The 21,126-nt window shown below is 65.6% G+C and carries 14 protein-coding genes; 13 read left to right on the forward strand and 1 reads right to left on the reverse strand.

All coding sequences use genetic code 11. From position 1 onward, the window contains the following. Positions 1-234 precede the first annotated feature (234 nt). From AC3WJB_RS13280 to AC3WJB_RS13330, 11 genes are all read left to right on the forward strand, one after another. Complete coding sequence (locus AC3WJB_RS13280) at positions 235-1,425, forward strand: response regulator (protein WP_492682296.1); 1,191 nt, start codon at positions 235-237, stop codon at positions 1,423-1,425. Next, positions 1,422-1,892 carry a chemotaxis protein CheW gene (locus tag AC3WJB_RS13285; RefSeq protein WP_492682298.1) on the forward strand — a complete coding sequence of 157 codons (471 nt, stop codon included), beginning with the start codon at positions 1,422-1,424 and terminating at the stop codon, positions 1,890-1,892. The genes AC3WJB_RS13280 and AC3WJB_RS13285 overlap by 4 nt, the downstream gene beginning before the upstream one ends. A gap of 1 nt (position 1,893) precedes the next feature. Continuing rightward, positions 1,894-3,285 carry a CheR family methyltransferase gene (locus tag AC3WJB_RS13290; protein ID WP_492682300.1) on the forward strand — a complete coding sequence of 464 codons (1,392 nt, stop codon included), beginning with the start codon at positions 1,894-1,896 and terminating at the stop codon, positions 3,283-3,285. A gap of 27 nt (positions 3,286-3,312) precedes the next feature. Continuing rightward, a complete protein-coding gene (locus tag AC3WJB_RS13295) occupies positions 3,313-3,795 on the forward strand; it encodes a chemotaxis protein CheW (protein ID WP_492682302.1) in 483 nt (160 codons plus the stop codon). A 36-nt stretch (positions 3,796-3,831) separates the two neighbouring features. Next, positions 3,832-5,538, forward strand: a complete 1,707-nt coding sequence (locus AC3WJB_RS13300) for a methyl-accepting chemotaxis protein (RefSeq protein WP_492682304.1) — start codon at positions 3,832-3,834, stop codon at positions 5,536-5,538. Between the two features lie 6 nt (positions 5,539-5,544). Further along, on the forward strand, positions 5,545-7,851 hold the full coding sequence (locus AC3WJB_RS13305; protein WP_492682306.1) for a hybrid sensor histidine kinase/response regulator: 2,307 nt from the start codon (positions 5,545-5,547) through the stop codon (positions 7,849-7,851). Next, positions 7,848-8,909, forward strand: a complete 1,062-nt coding sequence (gene cheB, locus AC3WJB_RS13310; RefSeq protein ID WP_492682308.1) for a chemotaxis-specific protein-glutamate methyltransferase CheB — start codon at positions 7,848-7,850, stop codon at positions 8,907-8,909. Before AC3WJB_RS13305 ends, cheB begins: the two co-directional genes overlap by 4 nt. After that, positions 8,906-11,599 (forward strand): response regulator, encoded by a 2,694-nt coding sequence (locus AC3WJB_RS13315; protein WP_492682309.1) that lies wholly within the window; start codon positions 8,906-8,908, stop codon positions 11,597-11,599. The genes cheB and AC3WJB_RS13315 overlap by 4 nt, the downstream gene beginning before the upstream one ends. Then, positions 11,574-12,791 carry an EAL domain-containing response regulator gene (locus tag AC3WJB_RS13320; RefSeq protein WP_492682310.1) on the forward strand — a complete coding sequence of 406 codons (1,218 nt, stop codon included), beginning with the start codon at positions 11,574-11,576 and terminating at the stop codon, positions 12,789-12,791. The genes AC3WJB_RS13315 and AC3WJB_RS13320 overlap by 26 nt, the downstream gene beginning before the upstream one ends. A 296-nt stretch (positions 12,792-13,087) precedes the next feature. Further along, on the forward strand, positions 13,088-14,191 hold the full coding sequence (locus AC3WJB_RS13325; protein WP_492682311.1) for a Glu/Leu/Phe/Val dehydrogenase dimerization domain-containing protein: 1,104 nt from the start codon (positions 13,088-13,090) through the stop codon (positions 14,189-14,191). Between the two features lie 728 nt (positions 14,192-14,919). Beyond that, on the forward strand, positions 14,920-16,077 hold the full coding sequence (locus AC3WJB_RS13330) for an isovaleryl-CoA dehydrogenase (RefSeq protein WP_492682312.1): 1,158 nt from the start codon (positions 14,920-14,922) through the stop codon (positions 16,075-16,077). A 9-nt stretch (positions 16,078-16,086) separates the two neighbouring features. Here the strand turns inward: AC3WJB_RS13330 and AC3WJB_RS13335 are convergent, their stop codons facing one another. Next, on the reverse strand, positions 16,087-18,918 hold the full coding sequence (locus AC3WJB_RS13335) for a S8 family serine peptidase (protein ID WP_492682314.1): 2,832 nt from the start codon (positions 18,916-18,918) through the stop codon (positions 16,087-16,089). Between the two features lie 205 nt (positions 18,919-19,123). Between AC3WJB_RS13335 and AC3WJB_RS13340 the strand changes: the two genes are divergently transcribed. Together AC3WJB_RS13340 and AC3WJB_RS13345 are read left to right on the forward strand one after the other, a co-directional pair. Beyond that, entirely contained in the window at positions 19,124-20,308 is a 1,185-nt protein-coding gene (locus tag AC3WJB_RS13340; RefSeq protein ID WP_492682316.1) for a thiolase family protein, read from the forward strand. Positions 20,309-20,553: 245 nt separating this feature from the next. Next, positions 20,554-20,955 carry a hypothetical protein gene (locus tag AC3WJB_RS13345; RefSeq protein WP_492682318.1) on the forward strand — a complete coding sequence of 134 codons (402 nt, stop codon included), beginning with the start codon at positions 20,554-20,556 and terminating at the stop codon, positions 20,953-20,955. The last annotated feature ends 171 nt before the right edge of the window (positions 20,956-21,126 follow it).

The raw sequence follows: 21,126 nt of genomic DNA on the forward strand, positions 1-21,126 counted from the left end.
CTCCCGATCCGCCCCGCGTGCCGTCGTGGTCTTCGCCGCCACTTGCCGCAGGCGGAAATCGCAGCGTCAACGAAGCAACACGTGCCAAAAAAATGGCGGCATATATGCGGTGCGCATGGCCGCAATTCGACCTGCGCCATGTGCACCCGAATTGTTATGATCGGTGGAAGTGCCTGGATGATCTCGATCATCGGGCTCACCGAAAAAGGGGTATGACGTGACCGGGTCCGGGCCATGAAAGGCGGCGAAGTCAGCGGGAAAATCCTTATCGCTTCTGACCTGAAGTCGGAAGCCGAGTCATTGCGCGCGCAGCTGGAGGTCGATTATCAGCACGTCGCCGCTTCGGTCGACTCCGAACATTACGTGGAGGATTTCGAGCGTTTCGAGCCCGACGTCCTGTTGCTCGTCTTCGACAAGATCGAGAACGCGCAAAGCTACTACCTTGGCCTGTACCGGTTCGGCTCCAGCGTCCAGCAGCATGGCCACCGCACGATCGTCTTCTGTTCCAAGGAACAGGTGAAGAAGGCGTTCCAGCTCTGCCAGAAGCAGTACTTCGACGATTACGTGCTGTTCTGGCCGTCTCCTTATGACGGCAGCCGCCTGCCCATGTCCATCCACGTGGCGCTGCGGGAGCTCAAGCAGTCACGCAAGACATCTTCCAGCGAGCGCCAGCTTGAGGAGTACGCGAGAAAGCTCAGGGAATTCAGCAATACGCTCCGCCACAACCTGGAGGCCGGCGAAGTACAGGTCGAATCGGCCATGGAGCACATCGCAAACAAAGGGGAGCGCCTGGGCGCAGCGATCGAAAATCTGCTTGGCCGGGTCTCCGGCAAGGAGCTGCAAGATGGCGGCGTCGCACCTGCGGCCCCAGTGCTGGAAAACGAGCTCAGGACCCTTGTGTCCAACGAGATCGGTCCACTGATCGAATCTAGCCGCACCGCCGTCGAGCCCCTGCGCCACTGGGTGAGTGAGTTGCAGCGCGAATCATCCACGCAGCTTGGACAGACGGAAGCGTTCCTCAACGCGCTGACCTCGGGGACACGCCAGGTCCTCGTCGTCGACGACGATGACTTTACGCAGAAGGCGGTCAGCAGGGTGCTTGAGCGGGGGGGTTACGAGGCGATACCCGTCGGCTCGGGAATCGAGGCGCTCAATTTGCTGCGCAAGATCCGGCCTGCGCTGATCCTCATGGATTACATGCTGCCGGACGAGGATGGCGTGGAAATAACGCGCAGGCTCAAGCAGTCACAGGAGCTCGCTGCCATACCAATCATCATGCTGACGGGACACAGCAGCCGCGACATTGTGATCCGCAGCCTGGCCGCAGGTGCCGCCGACTTCCTCGCCAAGCCGATCAAGCCCAACATCCTGCTCGCAAAAATTGGCAAGTATGCGCAAATCAGCCAATCCGGTCCTGCCGCATGAAGGCCACGCTTTCATTGCTGCTGTTCGAACTGGATCGGCTGCGACTGGGCATAGCCTTGGCGGTGGTCGAGCGCGTCGAGCATGCCTGTGAGGTGACGCCCCTGCCCGGGGCACCAGCCGCCGTGCTTGGCGTGATCAACCTGCAGGGCCGCGTGGCCACCGTGATCGACCTGCGACGTCGCTTGGGCCTGCCCCAACGTCCGCTGCACCCTGCGGATGCCTTCGTGATCCTGCAATTGCCGCAGCACACGTTTGCGATTCCGGTCGACGACGTGGAGGGCGTGGCCGAGGTTGCCCAGGAAAATCTCGTACCTGGCGTAACACTCATCGATGGGCTCGCCGCCGTGGAGGGCCTGGTGAAGACACCCGGGGGCCTGTTGCTGATCGACGATCCACAACAGTTCCTCGACATCGAGGACATGCGCGCGCTTGCCGACGCGCTGGACGCCCGGGTGGCGGCGCAGTGACATGAACATCGCCTGGGACAGCGTCAGTGCGGCCGTCGAACGATTGTTCGGGCTGCAGGTGCAGGGAGAGCGGCTGCCGGACCTGAAGCGTGCACTGCAGAAGGCGGCGCAAGAGCTGGGCCTGGCCGGCAGTGAAGCGTGCGCGAAGCTGTTGCTCTCGGGGCACCTGGACAGCACGGCCATGGAAGTCCTCGCGGGTCAGCTGACCGTCGGCGAGACTTATTTCTTCCGCGACGAGGATGCGTTTGCCGCGCTGTCGACCCAGGTCCTGCCGGGGCTCATCGCCGCGCGGCGCCACGCGGGAGATCGCCGCTTGCGCATCTGGAGCGCTGCGTGCTGCACGGGCGAGGAAGTCTATTCGGTCGGCATCCTCTTGCGGCAACTGCTGCCCGATATCGACGACTGGCGCATCACCCTGCTGGGCACGGATGTCAATGCGGCCTTCCTGCGCAAGGCGGCCGAGGGGGTCTATGGCCAGTGGTCATTCCGCGGCACGCCTGCAGAGCTCCGGGCCCGGTATTTCCGGCGGGTGGGCGGCGGCCGCTACGCGTTGTCGCCTGCGATACGACGCATGGCGAGCTTTGCGGTGCTGAACCTGGCCGACGCGACCGCCATGGCCGGGATGCGCAGCGGCGCCTTCGACCTGATCCTCTGTCGCAACGTGCTCATGTACTTCAGCCCGGCACAGGCGTCGAAGGTGATCGAGGTCCTGCATGCCGCCTTGCACCAGGACGGCTGGCTGGCGGTGGCCCCGTGCGAAGCCTCGCCCGCGCTGTTTGACCGCTTCCGCCCCACGCATTGCGCCGGAGCGATCTTTTACCGCAAGGACCGGCCACGGATCCCGCGTCCGGCCGTCGAACCGGCCCTGGCGATGCCCATGCCCATGCCCATGCAAGCCGCGGCAGAGGCCGCAGCGGGGCGCGCCGTGCGTGTGCCGCCACCAGCTGCGCCCAAACCGCCCCCAGCGCAGGCGCCGGAAATGCCGCTCCCGGCACAAGCCCTTGCCGCCAAGGCGCGGGCGCTGGCCGACCAGCGGCGCATGGGCGAGGCATTGGCATGGTGCGACCGCTGGATCGCCGCCCGGAAGCTGGACCCGGCCGCGCATTACCTGCGCGGCATGATCCTCACCGAGGCGGGTGACCTGCCAGCCGCATGCGCTGCGTTCGAGCGCAGCCTGTACATCGCGCCGGAGGGGGTGATGGCAGGCCTCGCGCTGGCCGGCCTGGAACGCGACCGCGGGCGCGGCAGCCAGGCGGTGCGCCATTACCGCAATGTCCTCGCCTCGCTCGAGCAGTTGCCGGCGGAAGCCGACGTCGAGTACGCCGAGGGAGTGACCGTGCGGCAACTGACTGCGCTGGTGCGGGACCTGCTGTCCCTGGAGAAACGTCCATGAGCGCGTCCGATCCCGACGCCATCCTGCATGACCGCGCACAGCAGCTGGCGCGTCCCGGTCGCTCCCCGGTCCGGGGAGCGGATCGAGCTGCTCGAATTCGCACTGGACAACGAACGCTATGCTTTCCGGTCCAGCCAGGTCCACGACGTGCAGCCGCTGCGGGAACTCACGCCCCTGCCCTGCACGCCAGCATTCCTGCGCGGGCTGGTCAATGTCCACGGCCGGCTGGTGGCGGTCATCGACCTCAAGCGGTTCTTTGGTTTGCCCGAGCGGGGCATCACCGACCTGCACCGCATCCTGCTGCTGCGCAAGGACGACATCGAGATCGGGCTGTTGTCCGATACGGTCGAGGGCGTCCATGCCGTCGACCGCGAGCTGATCCAACCGCCGCTGATGACGCTCGAGGGTATTGCGGCCAAGTACATCGTGGGCGTGACGCCGGAGCGCCTGGTTGTCCTCGACGCCGACGCGATTCTCGACGATCCATGCCTCGTCGTCGACGCAGCATGATTTCATGTACAAGTGGCATTACCAAGGGAGATTGCCATGACCTGGTTCAACAACCTCAAGACCAGCACCAAGCTCGTGCTCGGCCTCGGGCTCATCGTGACCTTGCTGGCAGTCATGTGGGGAACCGCACAGCGCGCCATGACGAACGTCATGCAGAGCAGGACCATCGCGGTGGAAGCAAACGCCCTCGATGCCTCGCTCAATGCCGACCGCGCCCTGGTGCTCATCATGCTCTCGGTCGAGGACGCAGCGAAACGCAACGGCCTCTTCAATGATGCGGCTGCCAACGCCAAGCAGGCCGCCACGCATCTGCGCAGCATGCACGACCTGGGACAGGGGGAGCCGGTCCTCCAAGCCACGATTGCGAAATTTGCCGAGCAATACGCGGCGTACGCGCGGGTGCGCGACAACGAGACCCTGCCATTGTTGCGCGAAGGCAAACTGGATGCAGCACGCAGCGCTGGGCTGGACCAGAACAACCGCTACCTCGCCCTGCACGACCTTGGCCGTGAACTTTCCGACCAGGCATTGGCGATCGGCACCGGCCAGGCCACGCATGCCCGCAACACCTTCGCCGTGATTGGCCTGCTCGCGATCCTCGTCGCGATGCTCGTCGGCTGGCTGCTCAGGCGCAGCATTGCCAGGCCATTGCGGTTCCTCACCAACGCGGCCGAGCGGATCGCGGTGGGCGACTTGCCGCCGGAAGGGCCGGCCGTGGCCCGCCGCGATGAAGTCGGCCTCCTGCATCAGGCCTTCGCGCGCATGGCTCGCACCTTGCGGCAGATGGCCGAGGTGGCCCGGAGCATTTCCGAAGGCGACCTGCGCGTCACCGTCGAACCGCAATCCGAGCAGGATGCACTGGGCAAGGCGTTTGCGACGATGGTGCGCAACCTGCGCAGCCTGACCGGCGAGCTGCATGAAGGCATCAACGTGCTGAGCACGTCGGCAAGCGAAATTTCCACTTCCACCAGTGAACTGGCCGCCAGCGCCACGCAGACGGCCGCTGCCGTGAGCGACACTACGACGACGGTCGAGGAGGTCCGGCAGACTGCGCAAATGTCGAGCGAGAAAGCCCGTGCAGTGTCGGAGTCGGCACTTCGGGTGTCTTCCATTTCCGAAGAAGGGCAGCGGGCTACCGAGGATGCGGTATCGGGCATGGCGCGCATCCAGCAGCAGATGGAGCTGATTGCGGAGAGCATGGTGCGGCTGAGCGAACAGAGCCAGGCCGTGGGCCAGATCGTCGCGACCGTCGATGACATCACCGGCCAGGCCAAGCTGCTGGCCGTGAACGCCTCGATCGAGGCAGCCAAGGCCGGCGAGTACGGCAAGGGCTTCGCGGTCGTGGCCCAGGAGGTCAAGAGCCTTGCCGAGCAGTCACGCCAGGCAACGGCCCAGGTGCGCAGCATCCTTGGCGACATCCAACAGGCCACCAGCGCCGCCGTACTGGCGACCGAGCAAGGCAGCCGTGCCGTCACGGACGGCGCCCGGCAATCCAGGCAGGCCGGGCAGTCGATCCATGCGCTCGCCGGCAGCGTCAACGAGGCGTCCCAGGCGGCGTTGCAGATTGCGGCCTCGAGCCAGCAGCAGCTGGTGGGCGTCGACCAGGTGGCCACCGCGATGGAAAGCGTCAAGCTGGCGAGCAACCAGAACGTGGACAGCGCCAGGCAAATGGAAGCAGCGGCGCGTGGCATCAAGCTGCTGGGCGAAAAGCTCAGGCAGCTCGCGGCCGGCTACCGCCTGTAGCCCACGATGGACGAGCGCGACGCCGAATTCCTGCAACGCTTGCGAGCCGCCTTCATGGTGGAGGCGCGCGATCACCTGTTGTCCATCGGCGCCGGCCTGCTGGCCCTCGAAGGCGCTGATCCTCAGGCTGAACGCACTCGACAGCTGGAAACCGTCTACCGGCACACCCACAGCCTGAAGGGCGCGGCGCGTGCCGTCAGCTTGTCATGGATAGAAACACTGTGCCAGGCAGCCGAGGACATCTTCGCGCTGTGCAGGCGCGATGGCCTGCTTCTGTCGGCCGACGACCTCGATGTACTGCACCGGGCCTTCGACCTGATGAACGCCCAACTGGATGCGGGAGGTGCCACTCCGCAGCCCCCTTCCGCCGACGTGGCCGTGGCCCTGTCCCGGCTGCAGGCCATCAGCCAGACCGGACCTCCCACCACGCCAGACTTCTCCGCAAGCGAGGCCGGGGAGGAAACACCGGCCGACGAGCTGCCTCCCGTACGCGACGGAGGAGCGCCGGCGGCCACGGCAACTCCGGACACTGTCCGCATCCAGACCCCGCGCCTGGATCGCCTCCTGCTGGCGGCGGAAGAGCTGCTCACGGTAAAGGGGGCGACTGCCGAGCTGGCGGCCGAACTGCAACAGCTGCATACGGGTTTCGGGCCATGGGGCAAACAATGGCTGACGGTGCAACCGGCATTGCGTCGGCTGCGGGATATCGCTGCCGCGGTGGACACTCCTGCCCGGGCTGCCGCCGAATCGGCAGCGAAGACGCTGGAATTCCTCGAGTGGAACCACCGACACGTGCGTGCGCTGGAAGACAGGGTCCGCACGCTAGCCCGATCGGCCGTGCGCGGCAGCCATCTCGCCGGCAGGCAAATCGACGAGCTGCTGGACGATTCCAAGGCCTTGTTGATGATGCCGTTCTCGGCGCTTGCCGAAACCCTCCCCTTGCTCGTGCGGGATCTCGCACGCAACCAGGGCAAGCTGGTGGACTTGCGGATTTCGGGTGGGAGCGTGCTTCTGGACAAGCGCATGGTCGAATTGCTGCGCGATCCGCTCGTGCACCTGGTACGCAATGCGATCGATCACGGAATCGAATCGCCGGCCCAGCGGCAGGCAGCCGGCAAGTCGCCACGCGCGACCCTGCAGGTGGAAGCCCGCCTGCTGCACGGCAGCCAGATCGGTATCGAAATCGTCGACGATGGCGCAGGCCTGGACCCCGACCGGTTGCGCGCGGCGGCATTGCGCGCGGGCGCCATCACGCAGGATGCCGCGACTGAACTGGATGAACAGCGGTCGCTCGAACTGGCACTGCGTCCCGACGTCACCACCAGTCCCATCGTCACCGAAATCTCCGGACGCGGCCTGGGGCTGGCGATCGTGCGCGAGCAGGCCGAACGGCTGGGCGGACGGGTGGAGATCGAGAACCACGCCCCGCGTGGCGCATGTTTTCGGATCGTACTGCCGCAAAGCATAGCGACGCTGCGCGGACTGTTCGTGGAAGCGGGCAACCAGACCCTTGTTCTCCCCAGCGCGCACGTCGAGCACGTGGTCCGGGCGCATCGCGCCAGTCTGAAGACCGTAAGCCGGCGCGAGACGCTGGCGGTCGATGGCCAAGTGGTGGCGCTCGCACACCTGCATGACCTGCTGGGCCTGCCTGCCGGGCAGTCGCCATCCGAGTCCTTGACGGTCGTGCTGGTCAGCTCCGGGCACCACCGCCTGGCGCTCGCTGTCGACGAGGTTCAAGAGGAGGGCGAGATCCTGGTCAAGCGCCTGCAAAAACCGCTCGTGCGCGTGCGCAATATCGCCGGCGCCACCGTGCTGGCCTCGGGCAAACCGGTGCCGATCCTCAACGTGGCCGACCTGGTCAAATCGGCCACGCATGCCAACGGAGCCGAGCCGGAGCCGCCAGCCGCAGTGCCACCGGGCAGCCCACCGCTCGCGCAGCGGGTGCTTCTTGCCGAGGATTCGATCACATCCAGATTGTTGCTCAAGGGCATCCTGGAATCCGCCGGCTGCGAGGTGACGGCCGTGGCCGACGGACTGGAAGCGTTTACGGCGCTGCGCAGCCAGCCATTCGATTTGCTGGTGTCCGACATCGAGATGCCGCGTCTCGATGGTTTCGATCTCACCGCCCGCATCCGCGCCGATCGACAGCTTGCCGAATTGCCGGTGATCCTGGTGACCGCGCTGGCCCGGCGGGAAGATCGGGAACGGGGTATCGACGTGGGTGCCAATGCCTATATCGCCAAGTCCAGCTTCGACCAGCGCGGGTTGCTGGATGCCGTGCGGCGGCTCGTCGGGATACGGGAGTCTTCGTGAGCAGTCACCCCATAGACGTCCTGGTGGTGGACGACTGCCAGGTAACCAGGATGCTCCTGGTGCATCTGATCGAGCAGGATCCTGCACTGCGCGTGGTCGGCGCCCTCGGTCGCGGTGACCTCGCCGTGGCCTTCGTGCAGGAAACGCCACCCGACGTGGTGCTCATGGACATCCATATGGATGGCATGGACGGATTCGAAGCCACGCGGAACATCATGGAAAGCCGGCCCGTTCCCGTCGTGATGTGCTCGGCAGTCGCCGACGCGCAGGCGGTGGCGATGGCGTTCCGGGTCTACGAGGCTGGTGCCGTGGCCCTGGTCGAGAAACCTGCAGGTGGCGACCACCCCGAACAGACGCGCCGGGCCGCGGAGCTGCTGAAGACCCTGCGCCTGATGTCCGAGGTCAGGGTCATACGGCGTTGGGGCCGCAGGGCGCAGGCCGCGGCGGCGCGGTCGCCGGCGCCTGTCCGGGGCATCGACCTGGTGGCGATCGGTGCATCCACCGGTGGCCCCCCGTCGTTGCAGGTCTTGCTGAGTGCGTTGGACAAGGATTTCCCGGTGCCGATCCTGGTGGTCCAGCACATCAGTGCGGGATTCCTCGCGGGTCTCTCGGAATGGCTGGGGCAGACCACCGCCCTCCAGGTGCAGATTGCGGCACATGGGATCGAGCCGCTGCCGGGACACGTTTACCTCGCGCCCGATGACTTCCATCTGACGGTCGACGATCACCGCCGTCTGCGGCTCGACAAGGCGCCACCGGAACATGGACTGCGGCCCGCCGTGGATCATCTGTTCCATTCGGTCGCCAGGCATTGCGGGCCAAACGCGATTGGCGTGTTGCTGACCGGCATGGGCAAGGACGGCGCACAGGGACTGCTCGCCATGCACGAGCGGGGGGCCACCACCCTGGTGCAGGATCGCGCGACTTCGGTGGTCTATGGCATGCCTGGCGAAGCCGTGGCGCTGGGGGCGGCAAGCCACGTGCTGCCACTGGACAGGATCGGCGGCGCGCTGCTGCGCAGCGTCAAGCCCTTGCCCGAGCCGAGGACGGTACCGTGACCAACCATGCAGCCAACCCTCTAGACGCCGTCGAGATCCTGATCGCCGAAGACAGCGCCACCCAGGCCTTGAGCCTGCAGCATCTGCTGGAGCAGCAAGGTTACCGGGCCATCGTCTGCGAGAACGGGCGACTGGCGCTGGCCGCCGCAAACCGGCGCAGGCCCACGCTCGTCATCAGCGACGTCGTGATGCCGGAGATGGACGGCTATGCCTTGTGCAGGGCATTCAAATCGAATCCCGATCTCCAGGAGGTACCGTTCCTGCTGGTCACCACGCTCAACGACCCCGGGGACGTCCTGCGCGGGCTCGAGGCGGGCGCCGACAGCTTCATCCTGAAGCCCTACGACGACCCGTTCCTGCTCAACCGTGTCAACTTCGTGCTGCTGCACCGACGGTTGCGCCAGACTGACCGTGCCGGGATGGGCGTTGAAATCAGCTTCAAGGGGAAGAGCCACTTCATCACCTCCGACCGCCTGCAGATCCTCAACCTGCTGCTGTCCACCTATGAAGCAGCCATCCAGCGCAACGGCGAATTGCGCCGATCGGAGGAAGAGCTGCGCGAAGCAAACAATGCGTTGTCCGCGGCGAATGCCAGGCTCGAGGAGGAAATCCGGCAGCGCCAGGCAATGGCGTTGCTGTTGGCTGCCGCCAAGCAGCAGGCGGAAGCCGCGAACGAGGCCAAATCGACTTTTCTCGCGGCGATGAGCCACGAGATCCGCACCCCCATGAATGGCATCGTCGGCATGGTGGATGTGCTTGCGCACAGCCAGCTGTCGGAATACCAGGCCGATGCGGTCCGCACCGTCCAGGAATCGGCGTTTTCACTGCTGCAGCTGATCGACGATCTCCTCGACTTTTCCAAGATCGAGGCTGGAAAACTCGAGCTCGAGCGTACGCCGACGAGCCTCTCCGACACGACCGAAAGCGTATGCGACACGCTGGTGGCGTTGGCGGACCGCAAAGGCGTGGATTTGTTCGTGTTCGTGTCGCCAGAGGGGGCAGCGCGGGTCCTGGCCGATCCGGTCCGCCTGCGGCAAATCCTCTACAACCTGATCGGCAACGCGATCAAGTTCAGCGGCGGCCGCCCCGGCAAGCGCGGCCGCGTGGACGTCCGCGTGGAAGTGGAACGAGAACAACCGTTGCAGGTGGCCTTCACGGTGAAGGACAACGGCATCGGCATTCCCATGGAGGCGCGCGCGCACCTGTTCGAATCATTCCACCAGGCAGAGGTGTCGACTACGCGACGCTTCGGTGGCAGTGGCCTCGGCTTGGCCATTTGCAAGCGTCTCGTCGACTTGATGCAAGGCCGGATCCTCGTCGACAGCACACCGGGCGTGGGCGCGACCTTTACCGTCCGACTGCCGTTCGAGCCCGCTGCTGATGCCGTCGCCCCGCCCTTGCCAGACCTTTCCGGCGTGGAATGCGTTGTCGTCGACAGCCCGGAGGCTCTTGCTTCCGACCTGCGCTGTTACCTGGAGTATGCCGGTGCCCACGTGACGATCACCGCTTGCGATGATGCCGTGGAGGTGTGCCTGGGCATCGGCCGGCCAATCGTGCTCATCCATGGCGACATGGAAGAGCCCCGCCATGCGGAATGGTTGAGCCGCTTCGAGGACCTGCCATATGTCCGCCACCTCTGGATCGCCAGGGGGCAACATCGCGTGACGCAGCTCAGCAGTGCGGGCGCGATCACCGTGGACGGCAGGTCATTGCGGCGACGGTCCCTGTTGCGTGCCGCGGCAACTGCGGCAGGCCTGGTCGCGCCGCCCGCCGAACAGCCGCGCCCTGACAACCAGCCGCAAATAGCCGAATCGAGCCCGCTCAACATTACCCAGGCACGTGAGCGCGGGCAACTGATCCTGGTGGCGGAAGACGACAGCACCAACCAGAAGGTGCTGTTGCGGCAACTCAACTTGCTCGGCTATTCGGCGGAATTGGCCAGCGACGGCCGCGAGGCCCTGGACCTGTGGCGTCGGGGCAGCTACGCGATGTTGCTGACCGACCTGCATATGCCAGTGCTCGACGGATACGGACTGGCCGCCGCCATTCGCCGCGAGGAATCCGCTCCTGGGCATTTCCCGATCATCGCCCTGACGGCCAATGCCCTGCGCGGCGAGGCAAGCCACGCGTTGGACGCGGGCATGGACGGCTATCTGACCAAACCGCTGCGGCTGCCAGCCCTGCGTGAAGCATTGGAAAAGTGGCTGCCACAAGCACCGGCCGAGGCAGCTGCCGAGAGCGCCGACGGAGAGCAGGTCCAGCCGCCACCAGGCCGCGAGGTATTGGACATCAACGTACTCAAGGGGTTGGTGGGCGACGAGGCGGGATCGCTGTACGAGCTGCTCAAGGACTTCCTTGGCGCCTTGTCGGATGGCATGGCCGGCATCGGGTCAGCCGCCGCCGCGGAGGATTTTGACGAAGTCGGTTCGATGGCGCATCGGCTGAAGTCCTCCTCGCGCAGTGTAGGAGCCCTGCCCCTGGGAGATGCCTGCGCCGAGTTGGAGAACAGCTCACGCCTTGGCAACAAGAACATTGCCGCAGCAGCCGTTGCGGCCTTTGAAACAGCGGCCGAAGAGGTGCTGCCGAAACTTCGGGAGCAGTTGCAACAACTGGAAATCCGCTTGCAGCTGAAAGCGGACCCTCATGTATCCGGATGGGACGACGATGAAAATCCTGCTGGTAGACGATGACCCGTTTGTCCTGAATCTGCTCTCCATCCAGATCCGGGCTCTCGGGCGGGCGTATGAAGTGATGTGTCACACGAGCGGGCAGGCTGCCCTGAGTCTGCTGGACCACGACAAGGAGGTGGATGTCGTCTTCTGCGACCTGCAGATGCCCGAAATGGATGGCGTGGAGTTTGTCCGCCACCTCGTGCGAGTGCGCTATGCCGGCAGCCTGGTGCTGGTCAGCGGCGAAAATGCGAGGACGCGCGACGCGGTCGAGCAGCTGGCCCGCGCCCACGGTCTGCGTGTCCTGGGGACGCTGGGCAAGCCGGTAACCACCGACTCGATGCTTCGGCTTTTGGACGCGGCCATTCCGGCCGTTGCCGCGCCTGGCCCGGACGTCCAAGTACCTATGTATGCGGCCTCCGACCTGGAGTTGGCCATCCAGCGGGGCGAACTCCTGAATTACTACCAGCCCAAGGTGGAACCGGCCAGCGGCAGGGTCGCCGGGTTCGAGGTGTTGGTACGCTGGCAGCATCCCCGGGACGGGTTGGTGCTGCCCAGCCATTTCGTGCCGATGTCCGAGGAGTGCGGGCTGGCGGACCGCCTCGGTGCCGAGGTGATGCGCGGGGCATTGCGCGACCTGGGCCGCTGGCTCGGGGCGGGACACCCGCTGGACCTGGCGGTCAATGTCTCGCTGGGCAGCGTTTTCTCCCTCGACTACCCCGATTTCCTGGTCGAGCAGGCGCGCGCGGCAGGCGTGCCACTGCATCATCTGGTGCTGGAAATCACCGAAAGTCGATTGATGGAGAACCCCCAGGTACAGCTGGACGTCCTCACCCGGCTGCGCCTCAAGGGTGTGAAGCTTTCCATTGACGACTTCGGCACTGGCTATTCCAGCCTGGCGCAACTGCGCGACCTTCCCTTCGACGAGTTGAAGATCGACCGCGGTTTCGTCCATAAGGCCACCCGTACGCCAGCCCTGCGCGCCATCCTGGACGCCAGCCTCAGCCTGGCTCGGGAACTTGGCCTGCGCACGGTGGCGGAAGGCGTCGAGGACCGGGAGGACTGGGATCTCCTGCGCACAGCAGGCTGCGACATGGTGCAGGGCTACTTCATCGCGAAGCCGATGCCTGGGGACGAGGTCGAGGACTGGCTGGCCGAGTGGGAAAACCGGCACAAAAACCTGGCCATCGGTGGCCCCGCTGCCGATTCTTGAGCGATATCGCCGGCGCCGGCGCTTTGAACCGGCGCCGCGATGGCGGACGCGGGCACACCGGGCACCGATCGGCATCGAGGCGTCATCGGCGACGGCCGCGCACCCGCTTTGCTGCAGCGCACCATTGGACGCCTCATTGAGGTATTAAACTGTGCGGCTGACCGACCCGCCGACCGAAGGCCACGACGCGCAGTTTTCCAACATCACCGTCGTCCGCCCAGCGGTCTGATTTCCTCCCGCCAACCCGTCGTGCCTGCCCGCCGCCGGCACTGCCCCATCATGGAGTCACCGTCGCAATGATCTTTGAAACCATCGCCAACACCGGCCACGAAGAAGTCGTTTTCTGCCACAACAAGGATGCGGGCCTGAAAGCGATCATCGCCATCCACAACACCGTGCTGGGTCCGGCGCTGGGCGGTCTGCGCATGTGGCCGTACCAGAGCGAGGAAGAAGCGCTGAACGATGCGCTGCGCCTGTCGCGCGGCATGACCTTCAAGAACGCCGTGGCCGGCTTGAACCTGGGTGGCGGCAAGTCGGTGATCATCGGCGACCCGGCCAAGGACAAGTCCGAGGCGCTGTTCCGCGCGTTTGGCCGCTTCGTCAATTCGCTCAACGGACGCTATATCACCGCCGAGGACGTCGGCATCGACGTCAACGACATGGAGTACGTGTTCCGCGAGACCGAGTACGTCACCGGCGTGCACCAGGTACACGGCGGCTCGGGCGATCCCTCGCCGTTCACCGCGTTCGGCGCCCTGCAGGGCGTGATGGCCACGCTGCACGCCAAGTACGGCAACGAGGACGTGGGCAAGTACAGCTATGCGGTGCAAGGTGCCGGTCACGTCGGCAGCGAGTTCATCAAGCTGCTGCGCGAACAGGGCGCCAAGGTGTTCGTCACCGACATCAACAAGGAGGTGGTCAAGCGCTGCGTCGATGAGCTTGGCTGCGAAGCCGTGGGCACGGACGAGATCTACGACGTGGATGCCGACGTGTTTTCGCCCTGCGCGCTGGGCGGCACGATCAACGAGCAGACCATCGAGCGCATCAAGGCGAAGATCATCTGCGGTCCGGCAAACAACCAGCTCTCCACCGACGACATCGGCCTGGAACTGAAGAAGCGCGGCGTGCTGTATGCGCCGGACTATGCGGTCAACGCCGGCGGCGTCATGAACGTGTCGCTGGAAATCGACGGCTACAACCGCGAGCGGGCGATGCGCATGATGCGCACGATCTACTACAACCTGGGTCGAATCTTCGAGATTGCCAAGACCCAGGACATCCCGACCTACCTGGCCGCCGACCGCCTGGCCGAAGAGCGCATCAACGCGATCGGCAAGATCAAGCTGCCGCATATGGGCAACAACGGCACCCGCTTCCAGGGACGTATGCGCGGCCAGTGATAAAGCGGACGGGAACCGGATCGCGCTTCTGGATTCCGCTTCCGCGATAATGACGAAAGACGGGCTCCGCGAAAGTGCTCGACCCTGGCGCCCGCGCGAAAGCGGCTCTGACCCCCGCGCCGGCACGATCCGCCATCCCTCCTCCATCGTCATCCCCGCGCAAGCGCATTGCTGTCCGGAATAAATTCGTGCCGCGACACCGAAGACGTGGCGAAGCAAGGTTGAATGACTGTCACGCGCAACCTGGACTCAAAAAAAGGTGGTCACCCCGTTGTCTTACCCATAACCTCGAACCTCCATCGTCATCCCCGCGAGGCGCTCTTCAACAGCCGAGGGCTGGTCAAGCGGGGATCCAGTGCTTTTAGGTGTCTGCAAAGGCCAAAGCACTGGATTCCCGCTTTCGCGGGAATGACGCCAGGTAGGGTTTCGGCGTCCTGGCACGATACCGTAGATGAAGCAAAGGCGGTTCCGAAAACGTTCCGGACAGCAGTGCGCTTGCGCGGGAATGACGCCGGGGGATGTTTCGGCGTCTTGGTGCGATGCCGTGGATAAAGCAAAGGCCGTCCCAAAACGTTCCGGACAGCAGTGCGCTTGCGCGGGAATGACGAAAGGGGGCTACGCGGAAGTGCTCGACCCCTGCGGCGCGCACTCAGGCAAATGCCATCCGGCGCCCGACCTCTTTCCCGCGTGAGCTACCATCATGTCCTGATCTGACAGGGAGTTTGCCCATGCATCCGTTTTCGTTGGGCGAAGACATCGACATGCTGCGCGACGCGGTGCGTGCGTTCGCAGAGAAGGAAATCGCCCCGCGCGCCGACCGCATCGACCGCGACAACCTGTTTCCGGCCGACCTGTGGCGCAAGCTGGGCGACATGGGCCTGCTCGGCGTCACCGTACCCACCGAGTTCGGCGGCAGCGGCATGGGTTTCCTCGCGCACATGGTGGCCATGGAGGAAATCTCACGCGCCTCGGGTTCGGTCGGCCTGTCCTACGGCGCGCACTCCAACCTGTGCGTCAACAACATCTACCACAACGGCACGCCGGAGCAGCAGCGCAAGTACCTGCCGAAACTGTGCAGTGGCGAATACGTCGGTGCGCTGGCGATGAGCGAGCCCGGCGCCGGCTCCGACGTGGTCGGCTCGATGAGCTGCAAGGCTGTCAAGAAGGGCGACGCCTGGATCGCCAACGGCAACAAGATGTGGATCACGAACGGCCCGGACGCCGACGTGCTGCTGGTGTACATGCGCACGGCGCCGCGCAACGTCGGCAGCCGCTGCATGACCGCGTTCATCGTCGAAAAAGGCATGCAGGGTTTCCACACGGCGCAGAAGCTGGACAAGCTCGGCATGCGTGGCTCCAACACCTGCGAGCTGGTGTTCGAGGACTGCGCCATTCCGGCCGAAAACGTCGTCGGTGAGGTCAACGAGGGCGTGCGCGTGCTCATGAACGGACTCGACACCGAGCGCCTGGTGCTGTCCGGCGGCCCGCTCGGCCTGATGCAGGCAGCACTCGACATCACCCTGCCCTACGTGCGCGAGCGCAAGCAGTTCAATGCGCCCATCGGCACGTTCGAGATCATGCAGGCCAAGCTGGCCGACATGTACACGGCGCTGCAGAGCTCGCGCGGCTTTGCCTACATGGTCGCCAAACAATTCGATGCGGGTGAGAAATCGCGCATCGATCCGGCGGCGTGCCTGCTCGACGCCTCGCGCAACGCGGTGATGGTGGCGCTGGAAGCGATCCAGTCGCTGGGCGGCAACGGCTACATCAACGACTACCCGACGGGACGGCTGTTGCGCGACGCCAAGCTGTATGAGATTGGCGCCGGCACCAACGAGATCCGACGCATGCTGATTGGCCGCGAACTGTTCCACGGCAAGACTTGAACCCAGCTCTCAGAACGCCACGTGCAGGCTGGCCATGGCGGATGAGGATTTCTCGTACTGGCCCGCGTAGCGGTCATAGCCCAGGCGCAGGCCAGCGCGTGGGCTGACCTGCCACTGCAGCGTGGTACCCAGCACGGCGCCGCGGCGCGACAGCCCAATGCCTGGCACCGGCGCAAACTGGGAGATGCTGCTGAAGCTGGCGTCAAACACGTCGCCATGCAAGCCGAATGCCTGCTGCCACAGCGCGCGCACCTGCAGGCTGAGCACGCCGCCCGAGGCCAGCGCCCAATTGCGCGAGGCACGCAGGCCGACCCCTGCTTGCCAGCGCGCCACGGCGTGCGCATCCGCCTTCAGGCCAAAACCGTAGGCGCCGGCTTCGTCAAAACCACTGCGCTCGACCTGCGCATATTGCAGGCTGGCATAGGGCGTGATGGTGGCGCCGCCGAGACCCAGCCGGTAGCCGGTCTCGCCGCCGGCCACGCCGTAGCGGCCATGACTGTCGCTGCCGACGCCGGCATATTGGTCACCCAACTGGATCTGCCGACGCATCGTCTCGCGATAATCGCCCAGGCCAAAGCGTCCCATGGCATACCACACACCACGCAAGGTGCCGGCGTACAGCATGCCCTCGAGCGCACGGCTGCGGCCCTGGTCGGGCCGTCCGGCCAGTTGCCCGAGCCAGACGCTGCGGCTGAATGCATAGCCAGCCACGCCGGAGGTCCCGACGCGCCGGTCCGCGCCCACCAACGCGCCGCTCAAGTCATAGGCCACCGGGCTGTAGCCGTCGCGCGCCAGCCCGCCACCACGCGCCAGATCCTGCGCCCACGCGCCTGTCTGTGGCTGCGCCAGCAAAGTGTCGAAGCGATCGGACAAAGCCCGTGTACCGGCGTCGATGGAAGCAAAGGTCAAGGCCGCGCTGGCCGCATGCAATTGCCCGGACAAGCTGTCCAGCGAGGCGCCGACCGCACTGACGCTGGCTGATCGTTGCAGGGCCGCCGCGCCTTGCATGAAGCCCGTGGGGACCGGCACCACGCTGGCACCGGCTGCACCCGTCACGGTCAATTGAGTGTTGATCCGCGCGAACGCACCATCGACCCGCTGCGCGGCATTGCTGGTGACGGCAGTGTAGGTGAGGCTCGGCACGGCGCTGGCCTCGACCTGCGTCACGTCAAGCCAGGCAGTCTTGGGGTCGTACTGCATGGTGGCCGTGAGCAAGGTCACGTTGGACGCCTTGTTCAATGCCGAAAACGTGCCAGTCAAGCCGCCGCCGGCACTGAGCACCTCGGTGTGCGAGTCGGCCACGTAACCGCTGTCGGTGCCCAGCACGTACAAGTCCCCGCCCTCAATCGTGGCTGTGCCGCCGACGCGCAACGCCGAACCCAAGGAGACGGCCAGGCGGCCACCCGCCTGCTGGGTATAGTTCCCCGCCACACCGGTGTCGCCATCGTGCACCGCCACGACGCCGGCGCTCTGCACATTGCCCGCCACGTTCGGCGTACCGTCCAACGTGCCGGCCGCCCCGACCACCACGTTCCCCGCCAGCGACTGCGCGTGCAGGGTTCCACCCTGCACCTGGGTCAGACCGGTGTAGGTGGACGGCGCACTCAGCACCAGGGTACCGGTGCCCTCCTTGACCAGGCCACCTGCGCCCGAAATCGGATTGTTCCAGCTCGAGTCGCCGGTGAAGTTGACCGTGACGTCGCCCCAGTTGAACTGCATCGGGCCGTTGACCGCCCGACCCACGTCCAGCTCGCCGTAGCCAAACACCGGGTCGACGCCCGGCGCGCCGAGGTCGTCTGCCGTACCCAGCAGGGTCTGGCGCACCAGGTCGTTGTTGAAATACGGATAAGCCTGCCAGACCAGGGCGGCGGCACCGGAAACCTGGGGCGCGGCCAGCGAGGTGCCGGTGGCGATGTAATAGGTGAGGCTGGTGGCCGTATCGTCCTTGCCGCTCACCACGACGCCGCCCGGCGCGGCCAGGCAATACTCGGCGGCCACCCCGCACTTGTTGGAGTAACTCGCCAACTGGCCAGGGTTGTTGCTGTCCACCGCGACCACGGCGAGCCAACCCTTTTCCAGCTCCGGCGCCAGCGTAGGCAGGGCGGCAATCGTGCTGGGATTCGCCTGTGCGCCGTTGCCGGCGGCAAATACCACCAGGCCGCCCCAGGTGTTGACGAACGGATCATAGGCCGCACGAAAGCCCTGGGTGGTCGCGGTGTCGTCGCTGCTCCAGGTGATGCCGCCCCAGGAATTGTTCATCACCTGGGCCCCAGCCGCGATCAGGTCTGCCGACACCTGGCCAAGGGGTACTGCATCGCCGGGCGTCACCACCGCAGGCGGTTGGGTGCCGTTGTCGCTGGGCGCGTCGTCGCTGATCACGCGCGCCGACACCAGGGTCGCGGCCGGAGCAATGCCTCCGGCAAACTTGCCCACCGGCACGCCGGCGGCAATTTCCGCCACCATGGTGCCATGGCCGATGACGTCGTCCACGCTGAGGTTGTTCTGGCTCGGGTCGACGTACACGAGTTCCTTGGCCACCCGCCCCACCAGCGCCGGATGGTCGCGCATAATGCCGCTGTCGACGAAACCAATGGTGACGCCGGCGCCGTCATAGCCCTGGGTGTGGGCTGCGTACGCATCGGTGATGGCGAGCTGCGCATCGATCGGCGGCTGCTGGTCTGGACTGGATGGCGTCGTCGGCGGCGTGACCGTGGGCGGCGGCGTGCCGGTGATCGTCGGCCGCACGTAGCCGCCACCACCACCACAGGCGGCCAGGGCGAGCGCGATGGCCGCGGACAACGCGACGTCCCGCAGAGGTGTCGACAAATAAAGACGCTGCATGGCTTGTCCCTGGCGCGAATGCGACCAAAGCCCACGAACGACCGGCCGCTGACGACCATCTTGGCACAACGAAAACGCAATAAAGCAGACAATTTCCTGCACGCCGTCGCTGCCGCCGCGGATTTGCCGCAATTCGGAGCGACTGCGATAATCCAAGACCTCTGCTGGTGGGCAATCGGCCCCACAGCGCCAAACCGGAGCCACCATGTCGGATATCAGCATTGTCATTGCCGGGGCCAAACGCACCGCCATCGGCTCGTTCCTTGGCCAGTTCACCGGCGTACCTTCGCCACAGCTCGGTGCCACCGCGATGAAGGCGGCACTCGAGCAGTCCGGCGTGCCGGCGGCCGAGGTCAGTGAAGTGATCATGGGTTGCGTGTTGCCGGCAAACCTCGGCCAGGCGCCCGCGCGCCAGGCATCGTTTGGCGCCGGCCTGCCGGCCAGCGTCGGCTGCACCACGATCAACAAGGTCTGCGGTTCGGGCATGAAGGCGATCATGCTCGGCCACGACCTGATCAAGGCTGGCTCGGCATCAATCGTCGTGGCCGGCGGCATGGAGTCGATGACCAATGCGCCGCACATGGTGAATGCGCGCGTCGGCATCCGCTATGGCGATGCCAAGCTGGTCGACCACATGGCGTGGGACGGCTTGACCAACCCGTACGATGGCGAAGCCATGGGCGTGTTTGGCGAACTTTGCGCCGACAAGTACCACTTCACCCGCCAAGAGCAGGACGCGTTTTCAATCGAATCGGTCAAGCGCGCCCAGGCGGCACAGAAGGACGGCTCGTTTGCCGACGAGATCGTGCCGGTTACGGTCCACGGCCGCAAAGGTGACGTGCAGGTCGACACCGACGAGCAGCCCGGGCGTTCCAATATCGAGAAGGTGCCCCAGCTCAAGCCGGCGTTCCGCAAGGAAAACGGCACGATCACTGCCGCGAGCTCGTCGAGCATCTCCGATGGCGCCGCGGCCGTCGTGCTGCTGAGTGCCGACGACGCCAAGGCGCGCGGCATCAAGCCGCTGGCGCGCATCGTCGCGCATGCCACGCACTCGCAGGAACCCAAGTGGTTCACCACCGCGCCGGTCGGTGCCATCCGGAAGGTGCTCAAGAAGGCCGGCTGGAAACTCGAAGACGTGGACTTGTTCGAGGTCAATGAGGCGTTTGCCGTGGTCGCCATGGCGCCCATGCGTGAACTCGGCATCCCGCACGACAAGCTCAACGTGCACGGTGGCGCCTGCGCGCTCGGCCATCCGATCGGCGCCAGTGGCGCCCGCCTGGTGGTCACCTTGATCAACGCCATGCGCCAACGTGGCAAAAAGCGCGGTATCGCCACCTTGTGCATCGGTGGCGGGGAAGCGACCGCGATTGCCGTGGAATGCGACGACTAAGCGAGCGATCAGCTCGCGACGGGGCGGCTCGGCGCGGCCGCGGCGCGCCACCATGGGTGCCCTCGCCACGGCGTGCACGGATACTTGACATCCGCCGCGCTGCGTAGGACGCACGCGCGGCAGCAGTGGCGACTGAACGCCTGCGATATCCGGCGGTCCAATGTTGCTGGCGTTGCGCAGGCAGACGGGGTCTAATAGTGCGGCCACTCTGGTGGTTACCCACACCTTTTCCCAGGAGATTTCCGATGAAGTTCATGCGTACTTTGCTTGCCGCTGCGCTGGTCGCTGTGCTGGCCGCCTGCAGCAACGGGGCACAGGATTCTGCTCAAGACGCCCAGCAATCAGCCGACACGGCCCAGCAAGCTGCCGACCAGGCGCAGCAGGCAGCCACCGAGGCTTCGAACACCGCGACCGACCAGGCCGCCACCCAGGCTGGCGCGGCGGCTGACGCTGCGGGCCAGGCCGCCGACCAGGCGCAGCAGGCTGCTGCCGCCGCCTCGAGCGCGGTCACCGATGCGGCGCAGACCACGGCCGAGAACGCCGCGGCCAACGCTGCTGATGCCGCCAACAAGGCTGCCGACGCGGCGAAGAGTGCTGCCGACAACGCCAAGGATGCAAAGAAGGATGGTGGCAACGGCGGCCTCTGAGTCCGTCGCCCTCGTCACGAAAAGCGGCCGCCCTTGGCGGCCGTTTTTTTATGCGCGGGACCGTCGCATTACGGTCGCCGCACGCAGCCGGTTATCATCCCTGGATCAACCGAGCGGTGTGGCGCCGGCGCGCGCATGCAAGTATTGCCGCCCCGATTTGTTTGGCTTCCA

Source organism: Rhodanobacter sp. FW510-R10 (assembly GCF_058781105.1).